Origin of the sequence: Sulfurovum sp. (assembly GCF_041562805.1) — a bacterium.
Lineage (GTDB): Bacteria > Campylobacterota > Campylobacteria > Campylobacterales > Sulfurovaceae > Sulfurovum.
This window is the reverse complement of sequence record NZ_JBFFOH010000008.1, coordinates 24,590-50,104: the sequence shown is the minus strand read 5'-3', so window position 1 is coordinate 50,104 and position 25,515 is coordinate 24,590. Positions and strand designations below refer to the sequence as shown.

Here is a 25,515-nt window from a genome sequence, read left to right as displayed (position 1 = left end):
TGCAAGCTCCGTCTCTATAGTCGTAGGAGCACCGAAACTCAATCCTCTTTGAACGGCCTCTATCACTGATGTTTCGATCTCTTTATCTGCATGACCAAAAATAAGCGGACCCCAACTTTGTACATAGTCGATATATCTGTTACCGTCAATATCAAAAAGATATGCCCCCTCACCTCTTTGGATGAATGGTGGTGTACCCTCTACTCCTGAAAATGCACGTACCGGTGAGTCAACCCCCCCGGGTATCACTTTATATGCTTCTTCAAATGCTGCTATACTTTTGTCATATGCCATGTTATTAATCCTCATAATGTATAATTGCAAAGATTATACACTAACGGCACTTAGGGCTATATACAAGGAGAGTATCATCAGAACGTTGAAAGGATTATTACTCTCTTTATTGTTACATTTACTGATCTTGCTGCTCTTTACTAAAAACTGGAAAGAGATCACCTTCTTACCCACTAAGAAAGAAGATAAAAAGATAAGCCTTAATCTGCAACAGATGGTTATTCCTCCTGCACCTAAACCAAAGCCAGTGCCTGTACCTAAACCCATCGTGACTCCGCCCATACCCAAGCCACTCATCCAAAAACCGATGGAAACAGCAGTACAACCCATAAAGAGAAAAGATTTAGATGAGAGTAAAAAGGTATTTGCACAGCAGAGCACAGAAGAAAATAATGTCACTAAAACAGTGCCCAAACCTGTAAAAAAGGTCGTTAAAAAAGAGGAGAAGAAGAAAATTGTTAAAAAGGTACAGAAAAAGTCTGTAGTGAAAAAAACGAAACAATACAGACAACCTAAGCGTTCAAGTGACCCTCTTGCCAATGCACTCATGGGTTCTGGTACATCGATGTTCCCTACTCAGCGGAGCCGGCCATCATCCTCAGGCAGTTATGGTGCAAGAATGATCAATCAGCTTTATGGTGAAGAATTCAATACCTACAGTGAAACACAAAAAAAGTTTATTAAAAACAATCTGGGCACCATCCACAGTATCACGCAACGTACACTTACCCGAAACGGCTATCCGGATGTCGCGGTGCGTACAAGACAGCAGGGAACCAACATCGTCTCTTTTTATCTCCATCCAAACGGTGATATCTCGGACCTCAAATTAAAAAGGCATATAGGCCACCAGGCTTTGGACCAAAATACTTTAGACGTGATACGTATCGCCTATAAAGACTACCCTTTACCCAACAAAAAAACCAAGATCGTGTTTTACGTAAGGTACAGTATTTATTAAAAACTTATCTAAGCGTTTTCCAAAGCTTTTTTACCACATCCTCTGTTCCCTGAATTAAAAGCGGTTCTGCCTCCGGATCCAACCAGTGTAGCAGTGTTTGTATCTGATTTTCATTCATGACTGTACATCCGGCTGTAGGCACATGCTTGATATGTATAAAAATGCATGACCCTGCACCCTTTGTGGCTCCCTTTTCATCTATATGGTTATGATTCACAACAATACCATACTTGTAGTAGTCTTTAGGAAACTTCATATGTTCTTTACTTTTATAATCAACCTCTACTTTAGTACTGTCTACTATTTTATTATAAAAACTTGACTTTATATCATCTACACAATGGTCTGTCTCTTTGTAAACTTCATATGGGTACTTTACATTAAAAGGTGCATATCCGAAGGCTTGTTTGAGTTCGAAGATACCTGCTGGTGCTTTGCCGTCACCCTCTTTTTTAATGATCTGTGCATCTTTTGGTACTTCATGCAGCCCTATGCCCCATCCTAAACCATTTCTACCCAGTTTAATATCTATCTCATCACCCACTTTTTGCCAACCTGTGTCATGCAGTGCATAACGTTGCAGAGTCCCTGTAGGTGCAGACCAATTTTTTGTTGTTACGACCAAAAGTTGTTTTGTTTGAGCCTGTAGAGTGATAAGTGTCACACATAGTGCAAGTACAATCTTCATGTGGTATAATCCTTCTATGGAATATGGAATCGTATCAATAGCAATCCCGTTGCTGACAATCATTTTAGCTATTATAACCAAAGATGTGATCGTTTCACTCATGAGCGGTATATTTGCAGGTTTACTCGTATTGAATGCTTATAATCCTATAGATGCCTTCATCGCACTTTTTGATGGTGTCATTGCCCTTTTTTCTGAGGGTTGGATCGCAAAAATGCTTTTGTTTGTGGTTATGGTCGGTTCTATTATCAGACTACTGACACTTAGTGGGGCTGTAGACAGTTTTGTTTTATATCTGAGTCAAAAAGCGAAGAAGATCGATTCTCCAACAGGAGCAATGATGCTTGCTTATATTGTTGGTGTGATCATTTTTATAGAGTCTTCCATCACAGCACTTGTAGCAGGAACTGTAGCAAAACCTTTGTGTGATAAAAATGGTGTTAGTAGAGAAAAACTTGCCTACATCTGTGATTCAACGTCTGCTCCTATCTGTTCGATCATTCCACTGAATGCCTGGGGTGCATTGCTTTTAGGTCTTATCATTACGGCTATTGATTCTCAAGTGATCTCAGGTGATGGTATTTCTCTGCTCATCGCCTCTATCCCTTTTAACTTCTATTCCCTCTTTACTTTAGCCATAGTCTTAGGTGTTATATTTTTAAATATCAATATTGGACCTATGAAAAACTCTACCCCAGTAGCCTACGTTTTACCGGATGATAAGGCACATGTAAAAGCTACTCCCTACAAAATGCTTTTACCTATTTTGGTGATGGTTATCATGGTACCTGTAGGGCTTTATTTTACAGGAGAAGGTGACATATTTAAAGGCTCTGGTTCTACTTCCGTGTACTATGCAGTGATAGTAACACTCTTCTTTATGTACCTCTATTTTGTACCGACTAAAGCCCTCACTCACAAAAACTACTTTAAGGGATTCTACGAAGGTATAGGGGATATGATACCCGTAGGTATGATCATGCTCTTTGCCCTACTCATAGGTAAAGTCATTGGTGACCTTGGTACAGCCAAATACCTGGCACATATGCTAAGCGGAAACATCTCTCCTATGCTCATTCCCCTTCTCATCTTTTTAGTGGCGAGTATTACCGCATTTTCAACAGGAACAAGCTGGGGAACATTTTCAATTATGATGCCTATAGGTCTGGCGTTGGGTGCGACGATGGATCTGCATATCCCTTTAGTCATAGCCGCTGTCATCTCAGGAGGGATCTTTGGAGACCACTCCTCGCCTATCTCTGACACAACCATCATTTCATCCATGGCAGCTGGATGTGACCATGTGGAACATGTAAGAACACAGCTACCTTATGCACTCTTTGGCGGAGTACTCGCATCAGGTGCATTTTTAGCGGCTGGGTGGTTAACAGTATGAATCTCTTAAAATTTCTCTTTGGTATTATTATCGCTCAGGTAGCGACTTATGTGTTGATTCTGTTGGCCCCTGCTGAGTTAAATATGACAGGAATTTTACGTTTAGCTATTCCCTTACTGATTATTGCCCTTGTCGTTGCTTTTTGGTTTAACTCTATAGCAGGACATCACAGTAAAGATGCCATTGTTAAAGTGAAAGATGATTTTGCCAATGAACGTGATAAACTTCGAGTCAATGCGCAGCGGGCAAAAGAACGTGTCATTAAAGAAGCCCATAAGAACATTACAAAAGAAACTCAAAAAGCCCATGCAAAGGCCAACTTCAAAGTGGGTGCCGCTTTTGCAGCTGCTTTGGGTGTGGGAGCATTGTTTATTTTTGCGCAAATGGTAACAGCCGGTCTCTTAGCTATTACAGCAACCGGTGGTGTGATGGGTGGATATTATTGGAGAGGCAAAAGATTGGAAAATGAAAGACTAAGAGAGATCGAAACTCCCAGGGATATAAAAGTAATAGATTCTAAACCTTTACAGAAGAAATTGTTGAAAGAAGATAAATCATGAGTTATACACAAGGAAGCATTAAATGAAACTTCTCGTCTCAGCCCTCGAACCTTCATCAAACCTGCATTTAAAAGAAGTACTTCAACATACACATGATGTAGTGCTGCTAGGTATCTTCGACAAAAGTATAAAAGAAGGTACACCGCTTTATGACATAAGTGAAATGGCTATTATGGGTGTGGTAGATGCCATCAAGAAATTACGCTGGTTCTTTAAAGTGGCAGATGAAATGGTAGAACTTGCCGCAGATGCAGATAAGATCCTTCTTATGGACTCCTCAGGATTTAACCTTCCCCTGGCTAAAAAACTAAAAGAGAATTACCCAGATAAAGAGATCATCTACTATATCCTCCCTCAAGTATGGGCAAGCCGTCCTAAACGAGTAAAGAAATTAGAAGCGTACTGTGACAAACTGCTGGGTATTCTTCCTTTTGAGATGGACTTTTACAACAGTGAGAAAGCACAATATGTCGGTCACCCTTTACTTGATGAAATTGATGTACACAGAAATGATGAAGAGACCAAAGGATGCATTGCTTTTATGCCAGGGAGCCGCAAAAGTGAGATAACACGACTTATGCCTGTTTTCTTGGAATTACGCAGAAAATTCCCTGAGATCAGACCTTTGCTGGTCATTCCGCCTTCATTTTCTAGAAACAAAATAGCCAAACTCTACCGAGGCAACAGAGAATTTGAAGTTGTACGTGACACCCATGAAGCACTTAGACGTGCAGAGTTTGCATTTATATGTTCAGGTACTGCCACACTTGAAGCAGCTCTCATCGGTACACCATTTACTTTGGCCTACATAGCAAAGAAAGTAGACTTCTTCATAGGTACAAAACTGCTTGGCATCAAACAAGTAGGCCTGGCAAACATCATCTTGACACACTACAATAACACGACTTTACACAACGAAATACTCCAGGAAGAAGTCACAGTTGACAACTTACTCAAAGAGTACTACAATACCGACCGTAATATCTTCGCTCAAAAAGCAGAAGAATTGAAAGCATATCTTTCTCATGGAAGTTCAGAGAATGTTGCAAAAATCATAATGGAATAAACGATGTTAGTTCATATCTGCTGTTCTGTAGACAGCCACTACTTTTTACAAAAACTACAAGTAGAATACCCGAAAGAAAAATTGACCGGATTCTTTTATGATCCGAACATACATCCCTACTCTGAATACTACTTACGGCTGCTGGATGTAAAACGAAGTTGTAAAATGCTGGGCATAGACCTCATAGAAGGCGACTATGATGTAGAAAACTGGCTTGAAGCTGTACGCGGTTTGGAGCACGAACCTGAAAAAGGCTCACGTTGCGGTGTCTGCTTCGACCGACGTTTTGAAGTTTCTGCAAAAAAAGCCAGCGAAATGGGAGAGACTGCGTTTACCTCCACCCTACTCACAAGTCCTAAAAAATCACTCCAACAACTCCAAGCATCCGGTGATCTATTAGCTGAACAAGAAGGCATCACTTTTGTGGCTCCTGACTATAGAAAAGCTTCAGGGACACAGGAACAGAACATCTTGGCTAAAGAAGATTCACTTTACCGTCAAGACTACTGTGGATGTATGTTCGCTCTCAATATACAACGTGACCAACAGGAAAAACTGGCTGATGAATTATTTGTACCTTTGTCTGGTCAGATACAGCCCGAGTCCATAGAAGAACGTATAGAAATGTACGAGAAACGTTGGCAAATGGAAGAAGAACAGATCCCGCACAAGATAATCAAACAACGTTTTTTAAACTGGCGTTTAACTATGGGCTTACTTCGTGTACGTAAAGAAGTTGTGCCAGCACATTTTTTACCCTACTCCACTATCAAAGGTGAGTACACCAGAGGAAAGATAGAGTACAACATAGGGGAAGTGTATCATATGAACCGTGATGAGGTACGTTTCATCACACTCAAGCACTACAATGATGTGGCCGATACGGACTATAGTACAGTCACCGAACTCATCTATTCTCCACCCACTTTTAGTCAAGAAGTAGCACTGCGTGCGAAACTGGGGGTAACACCTTACGATCTGTCTATTATCATGGTCGTAGAAGAGATACCCATTAACAAGATAGAGATCCTTTGCCAAAGTAAAACCTACAGCGATGTTAAAGAAGTCTTGATAGAAATATAAACCGCTTTTTACAAACTTTTAGATAAAATAAGAGAATTTTCAAATCAAAGGTCTCTCTATGCTTTATAACGTTGTAGATATTCAAAACATATTACCACACAGATATCCATTTTTACTAGTGGACAGAATTACTGAACTTACTCCGGGTGAGTATATTGAAGGTTTAAAAAATGTTTCTATTTCTGAACCTGTTTTTCAAGGACATTTTCCAGGTCACCCTATCTACCCAGGTGTAATGATCATTGAAGGAATGGCTCAAGCTGGTGGTGTATTGGCTTTTAAAAGTATGGATATAGAGAGCCAGGATGAGATAGAAAATAAAGTCGTATACTTTATGAGTATTGATAAAGCGAAGTTCCGTTCACCTGTTACTCCGGGTGATCAGCTTATCTACAAAATATCTGTGATCAAAAACAAAGGTGCTGTATGGCAGCTTGATGCAAAAGCATATGTAGATGACAAAGTGGTAGCGCAAGCTGAACTTAAAGCTATGATCGTAGACAAATAGGTTTGTTGATGTCTTTAATACACGCATCCGCAGTCATAGAAGATGGAGCTATCTTAGGCAATAACGTATCTGTAGGTCCTTTTGCCTATATTGGTGAAAATGTAAAAATAGGCGATAATACTACTGTAGCTTCCCATGCTGTGATCGAAGGCCATACAACCATCGGTAAAGGTAACCGTATCTTTTCCCACTCTGCTGTGGGTACGATACCTCAAGATTTGAAATTTAATGGTGAACATGTTGAACTCATTATAGGAGACAACAATACCATCAGAGAGTTTACCCTGCTCAATCCGGGAACGGAAGGTGGTGGTTCTGTTACCAAGATAGGAAATGGAAACCTGCTTATGGGGTACGTGCACTTAGGTCATGACGTGATCATTGGAGATAACTGTATCCTGGCAAATGGTGCTACACTTGCAGGACATGTAGAACTAGGTAACCATGTCGTTATCGGTGGCCTCACACCTATACATCAGTTTGTACGTATCGGTGACTATGCAATGATAGGTGGAGCCAGTGCCTTGGCGCAAGACATTCCACCTTTCTGTTTGGCAGAAGGTAACCGTGCAAGTTTGAGAGGACTCAATCTGACTGGGTTACGTAGAAACATAGAGCGAGAAGAGATCAATGCTCTCAAAGCAGCCTATAGAGAACTCTTTGAACAGGGTAAGCCACTGCAAGAAGTAGCACAAAATATTTTTGAGAGTACAAGCTCTGAAAAAGTAAAACAACTTTGTGAATTTATTATAGCCTCTAAAAGAGGTATTCCCTTTACACGAACAAAAACAAATGAGGATAAATAATGACAATTAAAGCATGTAGCTTTTGTGAAGCACAAGAAAGTGAGGAGAATCCACTCATCGCTGGTGAAAATGCCTATATCTGTTCCAACTGTGTAGTCTCTGCATACAAAATTCTCTTTGGAGAAGAAGAGCAGGAAGAAGCACAAGCAGATTTAGGAACACAAACGCTTTATACACCTAAAGAGATTAATGCACTGCTTGATGACTATGTCATTGGTCAGGAAAAAGCGAAGAGAACACTTTCCGTTGCTGTCTATAACCACTATAAACGTATTTTTAAAGACAACATTGATGATGATACACAAATCGCTAAGTCTAATGTACTTCTTGTTGGCCCAACAGGTTCAGGAAAAACACTTTTGGCACAAACAATTGCCAGATTCTTAAATGTACCTATCGCTATAGCAGATGCTACAAACCTAACGGAAGCCGGATATGTTGGTGAAGATGTAGAAAATATTCTTACGAAACTGCTGATGGCTGCTGATGGTGACCCACAACGTGCAGAACAGGGTATCGTCTTTATTGATGAAGTCGATAAGATCGCCAGAATGGGTGAAAATCGCTCCATAACGCGTGATGTTTCAGGAGAAGGTGTACAACAGGCCCTACTTAAACTCATAGAAGGTTCCGTTGTTAATATTCCACCAAAAGGTGGACGTAAGCACCCTAACCAGGACTTTATACAGATAGATACTTCAAATATTCTCTTCATCTGTGGTGGAGCATTTGATGGTCTTAATGATATACTTAAAAGAAGACTTGGTGCAAATACACTTGGTTTTGGTCAAGAGAAACGTTCTAAGAAAGAAGAAGAGAATCTTCTGCATCTGGTTGAAGCTGATGATCTTGTTTCTTATGGACTCATTCCTGAACTTATTGGTCGTCTTCATGTACTTGCTACACTGGGTGAGATCAGTAAGGAAGATATGGTTCGTATCTTGGTTGAGCCTAAAAATTCACTCCTCAAACAATATCAGAAACTCTTTGAAATTGATGATGTGAAACTTAGCTTTGAAGAAGATGCACTTATATTGATCGCACAAAAAGCATTGGACAGAAAAACAGGTGCAAGAGGATTGCGTAGCATACTTGAAGAGCTTCTTCTCGATATTATGTATGAGTTACCTGAACTGAGTGGATATGAGGTAGTGATCACAAATGATGTAGTTGAGTCAGGTGCAAAACCTTTGTACATCAAAGATAAAAAAACAGCGTAGTAGAACAAAAAAGGATATATAAATGTTTAAACGATTATTAGGAATGTTTTCTAACGATTTAGCGATCGACTTAGGAACTGCAAACACACTTGTACTTGTAAAAGGTCAAGGTATCAGCATTAACGAACCTTCAGTGGTTGCTATCCAATATGACAAACATGGTAGAGAGCGTATACTTGCTGTAGGACAGGAAGCAAAAGACATGGTAGGTAAAACGCCAGGAAATATCAAAGCTATTCGTCCTATGAAAGATGGTGTTATCGCTGATTTCGAAGTCACAGAAATGATGATCCGTTACTTCATTGAAAAAGCACATAAGAGAAAAGGTTTCTTTTCTCCGCGTATTATTATCTGTGTACCTTATGGTTTGACTCAGGTTGAAAGACGTGCCGTAAAGGACTCTGCAGAAAATGCAGGTGCAAGATATGTTTATCTTATAGAAGAACCTATGGCTGCGGCTATCGGTGCCGGTATACCGGTAAAAGACCCTAATGGTAACCTGGTAGTTGATATTGGTGGAGGTACTACAGAGATTGGTGTTACTTCACTTGGCGGTTTGGTCATTTCTAAGTCTATTCGTGTTGCAGGTGACAACATTGACCAGGCGATCATCGACTATATTAAAAAGAACTTTAACCTACTCATTGGTGAGCGTGTTGCTGAAGAACTTAAAATTAAGATCGGAACTGCTATCCCACTCAAAGAAGAGATGTCAACTACCGTACGTGGTCGAGATCAAGTTGAGGGAAGCCTTACTGCTATAGAGATCACTTCTGAACATATCAGAGCAGCAATGAAAGATTCAATTGAAGAGATCGCAGAAGCACTTAAAGATGTGCTTGAACAAACACCACCGGAACTTGCTGGAGATATCGTAGAAAACGGTATCGTACTTACAGGTGGTGGGGCACTTATCAGAGGTCTTGACAAATATCTTTCAGATATCGTAAAACTTCCCGTTTATGTCGCGGAAGACCCTCTTCTTGCTGTTGCTAAAGGTACCGGTATTGCACTAGACGAACTAGATCTACTACAACAAATGGCATATGAAGACTAGACTTGTCATCATAGCCTTACTGTTGCTTATATTAACAGTCCTGCTATCACGAAATGATGAGCGTATTTCAGATACGCTTCTCAATATTATAAACCCCATTAAACAAAAGTATAAAAATTTTACACAAAATTTAGAAAATAAAAGCCAAAGCTATATTTTTCAAAAAGAATCTATAGAAAAGCTAAGTAAAGAAAATCGTATCTTACGTAAACGACTTCTAGAGCAGATCCACTATATAGAACAAGTAAAAGACATTTATGAAGTACTTCCAACATTAAGTCATGTACCTGTAAAAAACATATCTATCACTGATACTATCTCCTATGTAAAACTTAACAGTTTTTCTCAAATTATGCTTACCAAACCTAAAGGACTGGTAGAAGAAAAACTCTATGGTCTCATACAAGGAAGTGTGGTTGCAGGTACTGCAAGAGTCCATAACAATCAACTCTATGGCTACCTGACGTCAGATAAAAAATGTCGTTTCTCTGTTTTCATAGGAAAGACAAAAGCACCGGGTATTGCTTTGGGACTAAAAGAAAATGAAATGATCATCAAATTCATACCAAAATGGCATAAGATCAAAGAAGGAGATAAAGTTGTTACCTCGGGTTTAGATGACATATTTTTTGCAGATATACCTGTTGGTCTTGTAACAAAAGTAGAAGTGCAGAGTTCTTATACTGTTGCACATATTAAAACCTATAGTGATACTTTTCATCCAAAAACATTTTTCCTGATCAATGATGCGAAAGCCACACTTGCAGAAGGTTTTGACTCTAACAGTACCAACTTAGCGACCAGGTACAGTATTCCAGACACCAATGTTGAGCAGAATCGTACGATTGAACCGCTAAAAGATGCCAACATAAGTACACCTCTTATTTCAAGTATTCCGAGTCGTATAGATCAGACACAAGAAGATATTATTGAGCCAGTAGAACCTTCTGAAATAGTAGAATCCCCTAAAAAAGTCAAAAAGAAGAAGCCTAAAGCTGACTCAAGTAGCTTAGACCTCTTTTAAAAGCTTACATTTGCCCTTTTTTTAAGGGCTTTTACTATCTAAATTATGTATAATATCAAACTAAAAATCAAGGGTATTTCTCCATGCCAAAACGCAATGACATCAAAACTATTTTACTTATCGGTTCTGGACCTATCGTTATCGGTCAAGCTTGTGAATTTGACTATTCTGGAACTCAGGCAGCTAAAACGCTTAAAGAGTTAGGCTATAGAGTTGTACTTATCAACTCTAATCCTGCTACGATCATGACAGACCCTGAGTTTGCTGACCGTACTTACATCGAACCTATTACTGCTGAAGTAATTGATAAAATCATTAAAAAAGAACACGTTGATGCTATCTTACCTACAATGGGTGGACAAACTGCACTCAACGTTGCTATGGATATGTATGAAGCTGGTATGCTTGAAGGGGTTAAGTTCCTTGGAGCGCATCCTGATGCCATTAAAAAAGGTGAAGACAGACACCTTTTTAATGAAGCCATGATCAAAATTGGTATGGATCTACCTAAAAGTGCCAATGCTTACAGTGTTGAAGAAGCGATGAAAGTTGCAAAGGAGATTGGTTTCCCCGTAATCAGTAGAGCATCATTTACTCTTGCAGGTGGTGGTTCAGGTGTAGCATATAATATGGAAGAGTTTAAAAAACTTGCAGAAGAAGGTATTGATGCAAGTCCGATCAATGAGATCGAGATCATGGAATCTATGCTTGGATGGAAAGAATATGAGATGGAAGTTATCAGAGACAATAAAGATAACTGCATCATCGTATGTTCTATTGAAAACTTTGATCCTATGGGTGTTCACACAGGAGACTCTATCACTATAGCCCCTGCTTTGACACTGACAGACAAAGAGTTTCAAAACATGAGAGATGCCTCTTTCAAGATCTTACGTGAAGTAGGTGTTGATACAGGTGGGTCAAACGTACAATTTTCTATCGATCCTGATACTGGCCGTATGATCGTTATTGAAATGAACCCTAGAGTAAGTCGTTCTTCTGCACTTGCATCTAAAGCGACAGGTTATCCTATCGCTAAAGTGGCTACGCTTCTTGCAGTTGGGTTTACATTAGATGAGATTACCAATGACATTACAGGAACACCTGCAAGTTTTGAACCGGTTATCGATTATGTTGTAACAAAAATACCTAGATTTACTTTTGAAAAATTTCCGCTTGCAAACTCTACACTTACAACTGCAATGAAGTCTGTAGGTGAAGTGATGAGTATCGGGCGTACATTTAAAGAGTCTTTCCAGAAAGCACTCTGTTCACTTGAAACTGGACTTACCGGTTTTAATCCTATTAAATGTGATGGTGAAGAGCTTGTCAGAGAGATCAGACGTCCAAATGAGAACCGTATGCTTTATGTATTTGAAGGGCTCAGACGCGGTATGAGTGTTGATGCGATCTTTGACCTTTCTAAAATTGACAGATGGTACCTTTACCAGCTTGAAGAACTTGCCCTTCGTGAGAAAGAGATGGATATTGCCCTACTCTCTGATCCTACACGCCTTAGAGAAGTGAAAAGTGAAGGTTTCTCTGATGCTATGATCGCTGAAGTGATCAATAAAAAAGAGGGTCATAACCTTACAGAAAATGACATCTACACTTCCAGAGAAAAGCAAGGTGTGACGCTTGATTACAATGAAGTAGATACATGTGCGGCAGAGTTCAAAGCACTTACACCTTACCTCTATTCTTCAACAAACATTACAAAACTTCCTAAAGCACCTATCGCTGAAAATGATGATAAAAAAGTACTGGTTATCGGTGGTGGGCCTAACCGTATTGGTCAAGGTATCGAGTTTGACTACTGTTGTGTACACGCAGCATTTGCAATCGAAGACATGGGTATGAAGTCTATCATGTATAACTGTAACCCAGAGACAGTTTCAACTGATTATGATACTTCAGATATCCTCTACTTTGAGCCGATCGACTTTGAACATGTAAGAAATGTGATCGAGCTTGAAAAACCAGACGGTGTGATCGTACACTTTGGTGGACAGACACCCCTTAAATTGGCTAAAAGCCTTACCGCGATCGGAGCAAATATCTCAGGAACAACGGCAAAGGTGATCGACCTTGCTGAAGATAGAGAGCAGTTCTCTACTTTCATAGATGAATTGGGACTTAAACAGCCAGACAATGGTACAGCCTTTGCTAAAGATGAAGCGATGGCTATCGCAAACCGTATCGGTTACCCTGTACTTGTTCGTCCAAGCTTCGTACTTGGTGGACGTGGTATGCGTACTGTCTATTCAGATGCAGAGCTTAGAGAATATATGGATGAAGCGGTAAGTGTATCAAATGATGCACCTGTTCTTATCGATAAATTCCTTGACAATGCTATTGAACTGGATGTTGATGCGATCTGTGATGGTACAGATGTGTACATCGGTTCAGTGATGCAGCACATTGAAGAAGCGGGTATCCACTCTGGAGACTCTGCATGTTCACTTCCACCGGTTTCCATCTCTGATGCACTTCAAGAAGAAGTAAAAGAGCAAACAGCGAGGATTGCACTTGGACTTGGTGTAGTGGGACTTATGAATATCCAATACGCAATCCACAAAGGTGAGATCTACTTGATCGAAGTAAATCCAAGAGCTTCAAGAACAGTTCCATTTGTATCTAAAGCTACGGGTGTACCGTTGGCAAAAGTAGCAACAAGAGTAATGATCCAAGGTGACCTTAAAGAGGCGCTCAAGTTTTACGATACATTTAATGTAGTAAACTTTGACAAAAAGATCATGGAACCGATCCTTAAAGGTCATGTAGCCGTTAAAGAAGCCGTCTTCCCTTTCAATAAACTTCCAGGTTCTGACCTTATCTTAGGTCCAGAAATGAAGTCTACAGGTGAAGTAATGGGAATATCTGATACTTTTGGTATGAGTTTTGCCAAAAGTCAGTTTGCCTCTAAGAACAACATCCCTCTTGAGGGTAAACTCTTCATATCTCTTACCGAGAATGACAAAGCACAAGCAGGTGAAGTAGGTAAAATGTTTACTGATCTTGGATTTGATATCGTTGCAACCTCGGGAACACATACTGCACTTCAAGAAGCAGGTGTCCCTTCAACAAAAGTAATGAAAATCTCTGAAGGTCGTCCAAATATTGATGACATGATCAAAAATGAAGAAATAGCATTGGCTATCAACACTTCAGATAACAAAGCAAGTAAAGATGATGCCAAAACCATCAGACAATCTGTTCTTGCTAACCATGTAGCATATTTCACTACATTAGCAGCGGCAAAAGCAACAGCATCGGCCATAAAAGAACTTAAGGCGGCAAGTGGTGAACTTGAGCCTAAAGCATTACAAGATTATTTAAGTTAAGATGAAAGATAAAGTTTTTTTGACACAGACCGATACCACTATCGGTTTTGTCTCACAAAATGCCGATAGACTCACAGAGATCAAACAACGCCCTCCTCACAAGTACTATATCAAAGCAGTCAACTCACTACATACACTCAAAGCATTTACTCGTGTGCCTCAAAAATATAAAAACAAAGTTCGAAGAGCAAGAAAAACTACGTTTATTATGCCAAATGGGTATTCGTACCGTGTCATACAAGATAAACATCACCTGTTGCTCTTAGATCGTCTTAAATGGGCATATACCACTTCTGCCAATCTAAGTAATCAATCGTATGATGAATCTTTTGCCAGAGAGAAGGCAGATGTTATTATAGAACCACTCAAAAAAACCGATCAAGCCTCACAAATTTACAAGCTTGGAAAATACTCACTAAAAAGGATACGTTAATGTCAATCATCTATGAAAACACCAATATCAGGATAGAAGTAGAAGCCAGTGAGATCCCTTGGCTTAAGATCTTTACACAGCATCCCTACAAAGAGATGAGTGAAGTACCGGGATTCATAAAATTTGAAATTTATGATCTTTTAGACATTATAGAAAAAGAGATGATCGCTTACTATGATCCCAAGAAGATAAATATAGCCAGTTTTGGTAATTATTTGCCTCATGTACATTGGCATATCATGGCACGTTTTGAAGAAGACAGTTTTTTCCCTGAACCAATGTGGGGAACAAAACAACGAGAAGGAAAATTGGATTTACCTGAGTTTGAAAGTTTTTGCGAAAAAGTGATTAAAGCTATTTCATAATATTTTCCCGGACCAAAAAGATTTTTTGGTCCGAGTTATATTCCGAGTTATTTATTTTCCCTCATTATGCTCTTCTTTAGTATCAATTTTTTCTTCCTCTTTTGCAACTTTGTTTGAAAACTTATCTACATCAAGAACAATCGCCCCTACAACACCTATAATAACTCCAATCGCAACATATACAAATTCCATACTAACTCCTTTTTTATTTAAACCCTCATATTTTATTTTCTAGCAAGGCTATATAATAGTATAACATAAAATTTATTGTAGATATTCTTAAACTTATTAATAAACAACTTTTAATTTTAAGTCATATTTATTATAACTACTAAGACGAGAAGGAGTATACTATATAGATACACACATTAAAAGGATTGAGGAAAATGGAAATGATTCAAACAGTAAAAAAGATGGAAAAAGAGGCAATAAAGAGTAGTGGTATTGATTTTATACGACTCGGATTTGCGCTCTTCTTCATGGTAGCAGTTTTATCTTATAGTTTTTTAAGTTCAGGAGGAATACCCAACAATGTATTTTTAGCTATTGCAGCACTCTTTGGTGCCTACATGGCGATGAACATTGGTGCAAATGACGTTGCGAATAACGTAGGACCAGCAGTTGGTTCAAAAGCACTGACTATGGGTGGGGCTATTATAATAGCAGCCATTTTTGAAGGAAGTGGTGCATTTATAGCAGGTGGTGATGTTGTAAAAACCATTAAGAAGGGTATTATTGACATAGACGCATTTGGTGGTAATGTTGATCCTTTTATATGGGCTATGATGGCGGCACTATTGGCAGCTGCATTATGGCTCAATTTTGCAACCATGATGAAAGCACCTGTATCAACAACGCATTCTATCGTTGGTGGTGTAATGGGTGCAGGTATCGCGGCAGCAGGATTTAGTATAGTTGCATGGGGTACAATGGGTAAAATAGCTGCATCATGGGTCATTTCACCTGTACTCGGTGGAATCATTGCAGCGACATTTTTATTTGCTATTAAAAAGACCATGGTATTCAAGGAAAATAAAATTGATGCTGCTAAAAAATGGGTACCTATTTTTGTCGCTATTATGTCTTGGGCTTTTGTCACCTACTTAACACTCAAAGGACTAAAAAAGATCTGGCCTTCCATCGTTGATGTTTTGGTCTTTCTACCTGATGCTAAAAAACCTTCTTTTCTTATAGCAGCTGTTTTTGGACTCATTGTTGCATTAGTGGTATATATGATCGTTAAAAAAACAGTTCAGCACAGAGCATCTAGTCTTGAAAATACGAGAGCTGGTATCAACATGTTATTTACCGTACCTTTGATTTTTGCAGCAGCACTGTTGAGTTTTGCACATGGTGCAAATGACGTTGCAAATGCTATTGGGCCATTGGCCGCTATCAATGATGCAGTCATGACCGGTGGTATTTCTACAAAGGCCGGTATTCCATTATGGGTTATGGCTGTTGGAGCTCTTGGTATTGCAATTGGTCTTGCTCTATATGGCCCAAAACTTATCAGAACTGTCGGTAGCGAGATCACTGAATTAGACCAAATGAGAGCTTTTTCTGTTGCTATGGCAGCTTCTATTACGGTTATTATCGCTTCTCAGTTAGGGCTTCCTGTATCTTCAACGCACATTGCAGTTGGTGGTATTTTCGGTGTTGGTTTTTTAAGAGAATATCTTGCTTCTACAGGACAAGAAGAGATCATAGAAAAAGAACAGGGAAATATTGAAGATGAGAAAAAAATGTTAAAAGCATATACAGGTGAGCTTAAAACATTGGAAGACAAAGAAAATAAAACAAAATCAGACTATGAAAGAATCGTTGACCTTTATAAAGCTATTGATCATGAAGAAGATAAGATCAAAGCAGCTAAAAAGCATATTAAAAATGTAGAAAAAGTAAAATATGTTAAAAGAGATGCTGTGAAAAAAATTATCGCTGCATGGGTTATCACTGTCCCTGCTGCTGCTGTATTATCTGCGGCAATATTTTTCATGATTAAAGGAATTGTTCTTTAATGTTGAGAAAAATATTATTACCAACAATCTTTATCATTCTGGCTTATGGTTTTTGGGTAAGTCCAGATTTCAAGGTGATAGCGGCGGGTGTTTCTATCTTCTTATTTGGTATGTTGTCTCTTGAAGAAGGTTTTAAAGCTTTCTCAGGAGGAACACTAGAGAAGATATTACAAAAATCTACTGATAAACTCTACAAAAGTATTGGTTTTGGTATACTCACCACAACCATTATGCAATCAAGTTCTTTGGTTTCGGTACTGACTATCTCCTTTTTAGGGGCAGGATTGATCGGTCTTGCACAAGGAATTGGAATTGTCTTTGGTGCAAACATTGGAACTACAACAGGTGCTTGGCTTGTTGCCGGTCTAGGTTTAAAAGTGAAGATCTCTGCGTATGCTATGCCTATGCTCGTATTTGGTGTAATCCTGATCTTTCAAAAAGCAAAATCACTTAAAGGTATAGGGTATGTACTTACAGGATTAGGATTCTTATTTCTGGGTATCCACTATATGAAAGATGGTTTTGAAGCATTTAAAGACACTATTGACCTGGCAAGTTATGCTGTTACAGGGTATACAGGACTTTTCATCTTTACAGGTATTGGTATATTTGCAACCGTTGTGATGCAATCATCCCATGCTACTCTGGTTTTGATCATCACAGCTCTTGCTGCTGGACAAATAAGTTATGAGAATGCTTTGGCTTTGGCAATTGGGGCAAATGTCGGTACAACAATCACTGCTATTCTTGGTGCGATGAGCTCCAATATCGTTGGTAAACAACTGGCTGGGGCACACTTAATATTTAATGGTGTCACGGGGCTCATAGCTATACTATTTATTCATCAACTCATGTATTCCGTTGATGCAATAAGTGCTTATGTGGGAATAGCCAATGATGATTATGCACTTAAACTTGCTGTTTTTCATACCATTTTCAATGTGATAGGCGTACTTGTAATGGTACCGTTCATAGGTAAACTTGTCACATTTCTTGAATCAACATTGAAAGTGGATAGCGCAAGGTCTGATGCAGGGTATGACAGTGCCAGATACCTTAATGAGTCAGTTCTCGAGCTTCCCTCAACCTCCATGGCAGCAATTGTCAGAGAGACAAAACATCTCTATGAAAATGCCTTTGAGATCATTACGCATGGTTTAAACTTAAAACGAACCAATATTATCTCATCCATGCCTTTAGAAGAAGTGATCAAAGAGTCATATAGCCAAGATCCTATCAACGTAGATGAATTTTATAACAATAAAATAAAAGGTATCTATGGAGAGATCATCGACTTTTCCACAAGAGCACAATCAGCTATGTCTCCAAATGATATTGAAATACTCTATAAGTTAAAACTTGCAAATAGGGATATTGTGGAAGCAGTGAAAGATACGAAGCATTTACAAAAGAATTTGATCAAGTACTCACAGAGTGCAAATACACATATCAAAGAGCAATACGATATTATTAGAAGAGACCTTTCTGAACTTTTAAGAAATATCAACATCATTGCGACGACCGACGAAGAAGATGTAAAGTTATTGTTACTCTCAAAAGCTAAAGTACACACAGAGAAATATGATATTCTTGCCAATGGTACACTTGATAAGCTTATTAGAGAGGGATTGATCACCAATGAAATGGCAACATCACTCATGAATGACAGTGCCTATGCCTATGATATTAGTAAAAACCTTATTGATATGGCGGAAGTAACATTTACAGATATAAGTACTAATACTATAAGCTTCAATGAAGAGTTGGCAATGAATGCTGAGGATATTGAACTAATTTTGGAAAAAAAGGATGATTAATGGGTATCAAAAAGTTTATTAAAAATGTTAAACATACGCTGGGATTAAATGATTATGGGATAGAAGGAAAAAAGAAATCCCTCAAAGATCTTTTAAAGAGACTCCGGGAAAGAAAAAGGAAGATCAATAAATTGCTAGAAGCCTCTTTAGGTAAAAAAGAGAAAAATGAGTTAAAAGAGGAACTTGAAATCATTTCTTGTCAGATCAAAAAAGGGAAAAAGATCCTACACGGTCTTTATTCTGAAAAGTAATAACAATCAAATATAAACCTACAAATATAACAAAGGAATAAAATGACAGATAACAATATAGTAGACATAGATGGTAATGCGATCTCATTAGATGAGTTAATCGATGTATACAAAAAATCTAAATCAGAAACAAGCTCTGAAAATAAAGCTGAAGTAAAAAGAAGTAATGAACAAGCACTCAAGCCTTATCAAGCTGAACTTATTAAGCTTCAACAACATCTTGAAGATACAAATCAAAAAATGATCATACTTTTTGAAGGTCGTGATGCAGCCGGAAAAGGTGGAACCATAAGAAGAGTTACACGTTATATGAATGAAAAACATTATCGTATAGTAGCACTTGGGAAACCAACAGAAGAACAGAAGACTCAATGGTTTTACCAAAAATACATCTCACATTTCCCAAGAGGTGGTGAGATTGTCCTGTTTGATAGAAGTTGGTACAATAGAGCCATGGTAGAATCAGTTTTCGGCTTTTGTACTAAAAAAGAATATGATGATTTTATGAAAGGTGTTAAAGGATTTGAAAAGGATCTTACCAGACAAGGGATCATTCTCATTAAACTTTATTTTTCTGTGACAAAAGATGAACAGGCCAGAAGATTTGAAAGAAGAAAAACCGATCCTCTCAGACAATGGAAACTAAGTGAGATAGATGTACAAGCTCAAGACAGATGGGATGATTTTACAGAGACAAAATATAATATGCTTAAACAAACACACTCATACAATGCCCCGTGGACAGTAATCCGGTCAAATGAAAAGCAACATGCAAGAATTGAATCACTCAAAGTCATCTTAAACTCTGTCAATTATTCACATAGAGATGAAGATCTTGACTATACGCTTAATCCTGAAGTAGTGATCTCTGGAGCTAGAGAAATAGAGATCATGGATGCACAAAGAAGTAGTAGTGGGAAATTTATAGGTTAACCCTATATCAAAGGAATAAAATGGAAAAGAATAAAAAGTCAAACAAGCATAATGAGAAAGTTCAAATTTGGGTAAAGAAAGAAACCTTAGCATATGAGAAAGAATTAAAGAGACTTCAAGTTGAACTTCTAAAATTTCAAAACCATGTCAAAGATAAAGGTCTTAAAATATTGATGATCTTTGAAGGTAGAGATGCTGCCGGAAAAGGTGGTACGATCAAAAGAATTACTGAACACCTAAATCCAAGAGGTGCAAGAGTTGTTGCCCTTGAAAAACCTAGTGATAAAGAAAGTACACAATGGTACTTTCAAAGATACACGAAGCACCTTCCTGGTGCTGGTGAGATCGTTCTTTTTGACAGGAGTTGGTACAACAGAGCAATGGTTGAACCTGTTATGGGTTTTTGTACTGAAAGACAGCACCACAAGTTTTTAAAAGATGCACCTCAGTTTGAACAGATGATCATAGATGAAGATATTCAAATGTTTAAATTTTATTTTTCAGTATCTAAAGATGAGCAGGCAAGAAGATTTAAAGCAAGAGAAACTGATCCTCTAAAGCAGTATAAACTTTCACCTGTAGATAAAGAGTCACAAAAATTATGGGATGAATACTCGCTCGCAAAATTTATGATGTTAAGTGCTACCCATATAAAATCAGCACCTTGGACAGTTATTAAAAGTGACAACAAGAAAAAAGCTAGAATCAATTGTATAAAACATATCCTGAATTTTGTTGATTATCCAGAAAAGATCAGTAACAAAGCTATAAAAGTAGATTGTGATATTATTGCTTATGGAAGTGATGAAGCGATATCCATGGAAAAAAACTTCAAGTCTACGATCAAATAATTTCCATACATAATGCTATAAAAGGTTACGACTTGTCATATTTAAAAAGCCATTTAAGTAAGAATGGTGGGGCGACAGTTGTAACGATGATCACAAAGATCAGAACGGCATAGATATGATTATCAAGTATGCCGTTCACACGCCCTACTTCAGCAAATATAAGCCCCACTTCTCCACGTGGTATCATAGAAATACCGATCAATGCTTTTTTTAATTCACTTGTTTTTCTTAGGAAAAAAGCTCCCATATATTTTCCAATAACAGCAATTGACAGGAAAATAAATACTAGGGACCAAAATTGTGTTGATGAAAAGTCAATCACATTTAAATTCACCGATAATCCGACCATCACGAAAAATATAGGTGTAAACATCTGGGCAATGGGAGTAATAGCATTTTTTATTTTTTCCAAATACACTTCATCATTTCTCAACCCTATACCAAAAGGCAATATAAAACGTCTTGAAAGTGCGATACCTGCAGCAAATGAACCTAAGATCTCTGGTGCACCAAAAAGATGTGAAATATATGCAAATAGTGCAATGAGAGATATAATTATTGTTGGTATAAACCCAGGTACTTTTTGATGTTTATCAGCTTCTTTCATAAATTTAGAGATAAAGTTTGCAAAAATAGGCGCGAACGTCAGGAATAATAAAATGAATATGGTTGTATTCAAGGTATTTGACACACTTAACTCTTGCATGACGGCATAGTCATAAATAAATACAAGGATGATTACGCCTAAGACATCATCTATTACCGCTGCGCCAATAACGATCTGGGCAATATCTGAGTGTTCTTTTTTGAGATCTTTTAACACCCTCATGGTTATCCCTATACTCGTTGCAGTCATAGTACCACCAATGAAAAGAGATACAACCAGTGTTAGATCAAATACATAATAAGCGACTATTGCTGAAACGGTAAAAGGAAACACTGCACCAAATAATGCAACAATAATTGCTTTAGGGCCTGCTTCTTTAAGCCGCTGGATATCAGTATCTAGGCCTATTTCAAAGAGTAAAAGCAGAATACCTATCTCAGCAAGTACTTTGAGTATATCATTTACCTCTATGATACCAAATCCTGAGACACCAAGTAATATACCGGCACTCAATTCCCCTAACACAGAAGGGATGCCCAAACGGGCAAATAACTCACCTAAAATTCTGGCAGTCACTAAAATTAAAAAAAGTATCAGAAAAAAATTATGTACATCCATATTTAATTGTACTGAAAACTATATAATATATAACACCATTCATAATTTCTTCTTTGTAAAATATGATCTTCTACAGGCTGTCTGGTATTTTATGGACTATTTCACTCTCCCCTATGATCTTAGAGAGTTCATCACTCTCTACTATTTCCTGTTCTATCAATTTGAGTGCCAAAGTTTCTATCTTACCCCAATGTGCATCCACTAATTTTTCTGTATCTTGTTTTGCTACATGTATCCAATGTAAAAATCTTTTTTCAATTTGTTGTTCCAGAAAATAGTTGTCTAAAGTACCAATAGCATTGATATTGATATACCCTAGTTCTTTATCCATCCCTAAAGTCGTAATGGCTGCATAGATTTGTAATGAAGCTTGAGAAAGATCATTTTGTGCTCCGCTATCCATATGTTCACTTCCCATTTTTTTGACCTTTGCCACACGACCTGCAAGCAGTACACAAATATCGTGGTACAAACTTTCTTTTGATATATTTGATAGCTGGTCATCATCATTATAAGAGACAAAACCGAGCATTTTACTTCTTGGTGCTATCGTGACCTGTTCGATTTTAATCTGAGGTAAAAGTAAAACTGAAAGTACTGCGTGGGCTGCTTCATGATAAGCTGTCATTTTGAGTTCTTTTTCAAGATTCTCAATCATCTTCTTTTCAACTTTATGCCCATATTTGATAATATTGATCTGTTCAATGAGTATCTCTTCTGTAATAAGCTCTTTGTCCTGTTCAACAACACTGAGTGCTGCCATACGTCCAACTCTTTCAAGTTCTAAAGCACTCATACCTGCGATATAGCGTACGATACGTTCTACATCGATCTTTGTATCATGTGGTTTTTGCATGATCTTTTCTATAAAGAACCTTCTTGCATCTTTATCAAGTTCTGATACTTCCAGTAAAAAATCAAGTTTCTGTGATGATGTTAATACAGGGTCTATTTCATCAAGACTCTCAGCTGTAGCAACAGTAAAAACCCTCTCATCTGTAGACTCCAGTACTTTGGCGATATCTGCAAAAGAAACATTGGTGATTGCGCCCTGCATAATGCCTTTAACATCTATATCTTCAAGTATAACCACACATGGTGCATTCTTTGAAGCTATCTCATACACATCTTTAATATGATCAAGTTCAAAGAGTTTAGAACCGGATATCTCCATATAAGAGAGTGCTGCTTCTTTTGCAAATGCTTTTGCAAGCATACTTTTACCAACACTAACTGGCCCATAGAGAAGCAGACCTTTAGGTATAGCCGTATCAAAACGTTCAAGCATTTCAGGGTTTTTTATGATCTTAATGATCCCTTTTAGTCGCTCTTTTATCTGCTTATGTCCTACAACATCATCAAAGCCAATTTTTGACTTCTTTATCGTAGGTGTATCTTTTGATTTTTTCGTTGCCATCTCAAACCTTTGTGAATTTATACACTTCATAATTCTATTCTATTCTATACTCTAATTTTAGCATAACTCTTTCTCCCAAACCTGCAAGATTTTTTATTAGTAGTACTATTTTGCATATTGATTAGATTGTAATATACTATAACAATAAATATGCCTAAAGTAGCGAAATGGATAGTATAGACAAGCCTAAATTAAAACGTAATGTTACTTTGCCTATGCTGGTTTTTTATGGGTTGGGTAACATCTTTGGTGCGGGTATTTATGTTCTTATCGGCGAGATGGCTGGTTTGGCTGGAATTTATATCCCTCTTTCATTCCTTCTTGCCTGTATCGTTGTCTCTTTTACGGCGTTGACCTATGCTGAGCTTAGTGCAAGATATCCTGTGAGTGCAGGAGAAGCAGTTTATATCAATGCCGGATTTAACAACCCTGTTTTTTCTACATTTATAGGCCTCAGTATTGCCCTCACAGGGATTCTCTCTTCTGCTACTATCTTGGATGGATTTGACGGCTACCTGAGTACTTTTATACAGACTCCAGAGATTATTACATCACTTATAGTTGTCATGCTCATATGTACTATTGCCATATGGGGTATTACCCAATCCATTACAATTACTGCTTTACTTACATTAATCGAAACCTTTGGTCTTGCTATGATCATTTATGTTGGATTTGAGTATGTTTCATGGGATATACATACGCTTGAGAGTTTCACACCGCCCATTGAGTTCAGCGCATTGAACGCAATCATATTAGGTGCTTTTTTAGCATTTTATGCCTTTATTGGTTTTGAAGACATGGTCAATATTGCTGAAGAGGTCAAAACCCCTACTAAAACTATGCCCAAAGCCATTATCATTACTCTGATCATTGCTACACTCTTTTATATCGCCATTGCTATAATCTCCATTTCTGTCGTACCAGTCAATGACTTGGCCCACTCCAAGGCACCATTGGCTAAAGTATATGAAACAGCTACACACTCAAAAGCAACGATTTTAAGTGTCATCGCATTGTTTGCTGTGATCAACGGTGCACTTATACAAATTATCATGGTTTCAAGAATATTCTATGGCATGAGTACACAAGGATGGTTACCTACTTTTCTCAGTGTTGTCCATCCAAAAACAAGAACCCCCATAAATGCCACTATCTTTGCCAGTCTGCTTGTTTTTCTTTTGGCTACTGCTTTTCCTATTCTTACTTTGGCACAGTCAACCAGTTTTCTTATTTTTATTATATTTACCCTTGTAAATATATCACTTATTAGGATCAAATTAAAAGATCCACATCCACAAGATATTAAAACGTATCCTATGATCATCCCTGCCATTGCCATTATTCTTAATCTCACCCTACTCGGATTTCAAATTGTCTCAGGATTTTAGCAGACGATAAAATGATATTGATAAAATGGATTTTGGTATAATAAAATAAAATGAGAGGTATATTATGATCTATGAACTATCCAATCCTGTTGTTAAAACTTTGTTGAACCATTTGAGAGAAACACAAACAGATGCATTACGTTTTAGGCATATCGTTCAAGAGCTTAGTAGACTTCTGGCTTACGAAGCACTCAAAACGGAGACACTTGAAGATAAAACCATTACAACATGGCAGGGAGACCGATCATTTGGATTTATAAAAGAAGAAGATATTATTTTTGTCACTATATTACGAGCAGGTCTTCCTATGATCGAGCCCGTAACGGCACTGTTTCCTAAAGCCTCTTCCGGTTTCTTAGCCATGAAACGTGATGAAAAGACCCATCAGAGTGTTTTGTACTATGACCGTATACCTGAATGCAAAGGTAAAACAGTAGTTATTGTTGATCCTATGGTAGCTACTGCAGGATCCTTATGTGATGCAATATCTGTTATTAAGACCAAGTCACCTAAAAAGATCATCTCTCTCAATATCATAGGTTCACCTGAAGGCATGGAAATACTTGAACAAAAACACCCGGATATAGAAATATTCATTGCACAAATAGATGAAAAACTTAATGAGAATATGTTTATAGTACCAGGGTTAGGTGATGCAGGAGATCGATCTTACAATACAATTGAACCACTAGAGTAATAAAAAGTATATCAATATATTCTCATACATAAGTAAATGGAATTGATAATAAAACCTAAGATAATAAATAAACCTGCAATAATCTAGTAAATTAGTCGTATTAACAT

Annotated in this window: 25 protein-coding genes; 20 read left to right on the top strand and 5 right to left on the bottom strand. The window is 37.9% G+C overall.

Annotated features, from left to right (window positions below):
• A partial coding sequence (locus ABYK33_RS02340; RefSeq protein WP_373031307.1) for an aminotransferase class III-fold pyridoxal phosphate-dependent enzyme occupies nt 1–294 on the bottom strand: 294 nt, incomplete at its 3' end.
• Between the two features lie 109 nt (nt 295–403).
• On the opposite strand from ABYK33_RS02340, the gene ABYK33_RS02335 reads away from it, so the two are divergent.
• On the top strand, nt 404–1,255 hold the full coding sequence (locus ABYK33_RS02335) for an energy transducer TonB (RefSeq protein WP_373031306.1): 852 nt from the start codon (nt 404–406) through the stop codon (nt 1,253–1,255).
• Between the two features lie 4 nt (nt 1,256–1,259).
• Here the strand turns inward: ABYK33_RS02335 and ABYK33_RS02330 are convergent, their stop codons facing one another.
• Nucleotides 1,260–1,943, bottom strand: coding sequence for a L,D-transpeptidase (locus ABYK33_RS02330; RefSeq protein WP_373031304.1), 684 nt, complete (start codon nt 1,941–1,943; stop codon nt 1,260–1,262).
• Here ABYK33_RS02330 and ABYK33_RS02325 point away from each other — a divergent pair.
• The 12 genes from ABYK33_RS02325 (at nt 1,942) to ABYK33_RS02270 (ending at nt 14,805) form a co-directional block, all read left to right on the top strand.
• A complete protein-coding gene (locus ABYK33_RS02325) occupies nt 1,942–3,339 on the top strand; it encodes a Na+/H+ antiporter NhaC family protein (RefSeq protein ID WP_373031302.1) in 1,398 nt (465 codons plus the stop codon). The genes ABYK33_RS02330 and ABYK33_RS02325 overlap by 2 nt on opposite strands.
• Nucleotides 3,336–3,899, top strand: a complete 564-nt coding sequence (locus ABYK33_RS02320) for a hypothetical protein (protein ID WP_373031301.1) — start codon at nt 3,336–3,338, stop codon at nt 3,897–3,899. The genes ABYK33_RS02325 and ABYK33_RS02320 overlap by 4 nt, the downstream gene beginning before the upstream one ends.
• Before the next feature lie 22 nt (nt 3,900–3,921).
• On the top strand, nt 3,922–4,965 hold the full coding sequence (gene lpxB / locus ABYK33_RS02315; RefSeq protein WP_373031300.1) for a lipid-A-disaccharide synthase: 1,044 nt from the start codon (nt 3,922–3,924) through the stop codon (nt 4,963–4,965).
• A gap of 3 nt (nt 4,966–4,968) precedes the next feature.
• Entirely contained in the window at nt 4,969–6,048 is a 1,080-nt protein-coding gene (locus tag ABYK33_RS02310) for an epoxyqueuosine reductase QueH (protein WP_373031299.1), read from the top strand.
• A gap of 58 nt (nt 6,049–6,106) precedes the next feature.
• Complete coding sequence (fabZ, locus tag ABYK33_RS02305) at nt 6,107–6,556, top strand: 3-hydroxyacyl-ACP dehydratase FabZ (protein ID WP_373031298.1); 450 nt, start codon at nt 6,107–6,109, stop codon at nt 6,554–6,556.
• 8 nt (nt 6,557–6,564) lie between these two features.
• Nucleotides 6,565–7,362 carry an acyl-ACP--UDP-N-acetylglucosamine O-acyltransferase gene (gene lpxA / locus ABYK33_RS02300; protein ID WP_373031297.1) on the top strand — a complete coding sequence of 266 codons (798 nt, stop codon included), beginning with the start codon at nt 6,565–6,567 and terminating at the stop codon, nt 7,360–7,362.
• A complete protein-coding gene (clpX, locus tag ABYK33_RS02295; RefSeq protein WP_373031296.1) occupies nt 7,362–8,582 on the top strand; it encodes an ATP-dependent Clp protease ATP-binding subunit ClpX in 1,221 nt (406 codons plus the stop codon). The genes lpxA and clpX overlap by 1 nt, the downstream gene beginning before the upstream one ends.
• A 22-nt stretch (nt 8,583–8,604) precedes the next feature.
• Complete coding sequence (locus ABYK33_RS02290) at nt 8,605–9,639, top strand: rod shape-determining protein (protein ID WP_373031295.1); 1,035 nt, start codon at nt 8,605–8,607, stop codon at nt 9,637–9,639.
• Nucleotides 9,629–10,663, top strand: coding sequence for a rod shape-determining protein MreC (gene mreC / locus ABYK33_RS02285; protein ID WP_373031294.1), 1,035 nt, complete (start codon nt 9,629–9,631; stop codon nt 10,661–10,663). The genes ABYK33_RS02290 and mreC overlap by 11 nt, the downstream gene beginning before the upstream one ends.
• Nucleotides 10,664–10,746: 83 nt before the next feature.
• The gene (carB, locus tag ABYK33_RS02280; protein ID WP_373031293.1) at nt 10,747–14,007 is read left to right on the top strand and encodes a carbamoyl-phosphate synthase large subunit; all 3,261 of its coding nucleotides are present in this window, start codon (nt 10,747–10,749) and stop codon (nt 14,005–14,007) included.
• A 1-nt stretch (nt 14,008) separates the two neighbouring features.
• Nucleotides 14,009–14,440: a Sua5 YciO YrdC YwlC family protein gene (locus ABYK33_RS02275; protein WP_373031292.1), complete on the top strand. Its 432-nt coding sequence runs from the start codon at nt 14,009–14,011 to the stop codon at nt 14,438–14,440.
• Nucleotides 14,440–14,805 (top strand): HIT family protein, encoded by a 366-nt coding sequence (locus ABYK33_RS02270; RefSeq protein ID WP_373031291.1) that lies wholly within the window; start codon nt 14,440–14,442, stop codon nt 14,803–14,805. The genes ABYK33_RS02275 and ABYK33_RS02270 overlap by 1 nt, the downstream gene beginning before the upstream one ends.
• 51 nt (nt 14,806–14,856) lie before the next feature.
• Here the strand turns inward: ABYK33_RS02270 and ABYK33_RS02265 are convergent, their stop codons facing one another.
• Nucleotides 14,857–14,997, bottom strand: a complete 141-nt coding sequence (locus ABYK33_RS02265) for a hypothetical protein (RefSeq protein ID WP_373031290.1) — start codon at nt 14,995–14,997, stop codon at nt 14,857–14,859.
• A gap of 194 nt (nt 14,998–15,191) precedes the next feature.
• Between ABYK33_RS02265 and ABYK33_RS02260 the strand changes: the two genes are divergently transcribed.
• The 5 genes from ABYK33_RS02260 to ppk2 (ABYK33_RS02240) are packed head-to-tail and all read left to right on the top strand — an operon-like array spanning nt 15,192 to nt 20,678.
• The gene (locus ABYK33_RS02260; RefSeq protein ID WP_373031289.1) at nt 15,192–16,826 is read left to right on the top strand and encodes an inorganic phosphate transporter; all 1,635 of its coding nucleotides are present in this window, start codon (nt 15,192–15,194) and stop codon (nt 16,824–16,826) included.
• Nucleotides 16,826–18,643, top strand: coding sequence for a Na/Pi cotransporter family protein (locus ABYK33_RS02255; protein ID WP_373031288.1), 1,818 nt, complete (start codon nt 16,826–16,828; stop codon nt 18,641–18,643). Before ABYK33_RS02260 ends, ABYK33_RS02255 begins: the two co-directional genes overlap by 1 nt.
• A complete protein-coding gene (locus ABYK33_RS02250; protein WP_373031287.1) occupies nt 18,643–18,894 on the top strand; it encodes a hypothetical protein in 252 nt (83 codons plus the stop codon). The genes ABYK33_RS02255 and ABYK33_RS02250 overlap by 1 nt, the downstream gene beginning before the upstream one ends.
• Nucleotides 18,895–18,936: 42 nt before the next feature.
• Nucleotides 18,937–19,827 carry a polyphosphate kinase 2 gene (gene ppk2 / locus ABYK33_RS02245; protein WP_373031286.1) on the top strand — a complete coding sequence of 297 codons (891 nt, stop codon included), beginning with the start codon at nt 18,937–18,939 and terminating at the stop codon, nt 19,825–19,827.
• Nucleotides 19,828–19,847: 20 nt separating this feature from the next.
• Entirely contained in the window at nt 19,848–20,678 is an 831-nt protein-coding gene (gene ppk2, locus ABYK33_RS02240; RefSeq protein WP_373031285.1) for a polyphosphate kinase 2, read from the top strand.
• A gap of 25 nt (nt 20,679–20,703) precedes the next feature.
• Here ppk2 (ABYK33_RS02240) and ABYK33_RS02235 read toward each other — a convergent pair whose 3' ends face one another.
• Nucleotides 20,704–21,903 carry a cation:proton antiporter gene (locus ABYK33_RS02235; protein ID WP_373031284.1) on the bottom strand — a complete coding sequence of 400 codons (1,200 nt, stop codon included), beginning with the start codon at nt 21,901–21,903 and terminating at the stop codon, nt 20,704–20,706.
• A gap of 70 nt (nt 21,904–21,973) precedes the next feature.
• On the bottom strand, nt 21,974–23,320 hold the full coding sequence (locus ABYK33_RS02230) for an AAA family ATPase (RefSeq protein ID WP_373031283.1): 1,347 nt from the start codon (nt 23,318–23,320) through the stop codon (nt 21,974–21,976).
• A 167-nt stretch (nt 23,321–23,487) separates the two neighbouring features.
• Between ABYK33_RS02230 and ABYK33_RS02225 the strand changes: the two genes are divergently transcribed.
• A complete protein-coding gene (locus tag ABYK33_RS02225; RefSeq protein ID WP_373031282.1) occupies nt 23,488–24,711 on the top strand; it encodes an APC family permease in 1,224 nt (407 codons plus the stop codon).
• Between the two features lie 64 nt (nt 24,712–24,775).
• Nucleotides 24,776–25,408: a uracil phosphoribosyltransferase gene (upp, locus tag ABYK33_RS02220; RefSeq protein WP_373031281.1), complete on the top strand. Its 633-nt coding sequence runs from the start codon at nt 24,776–24,778 to the stop codon at nt 25,406–25,408.
• Nucleotides 25,409–25,515 lie beyond the last annotated feature (107 nt).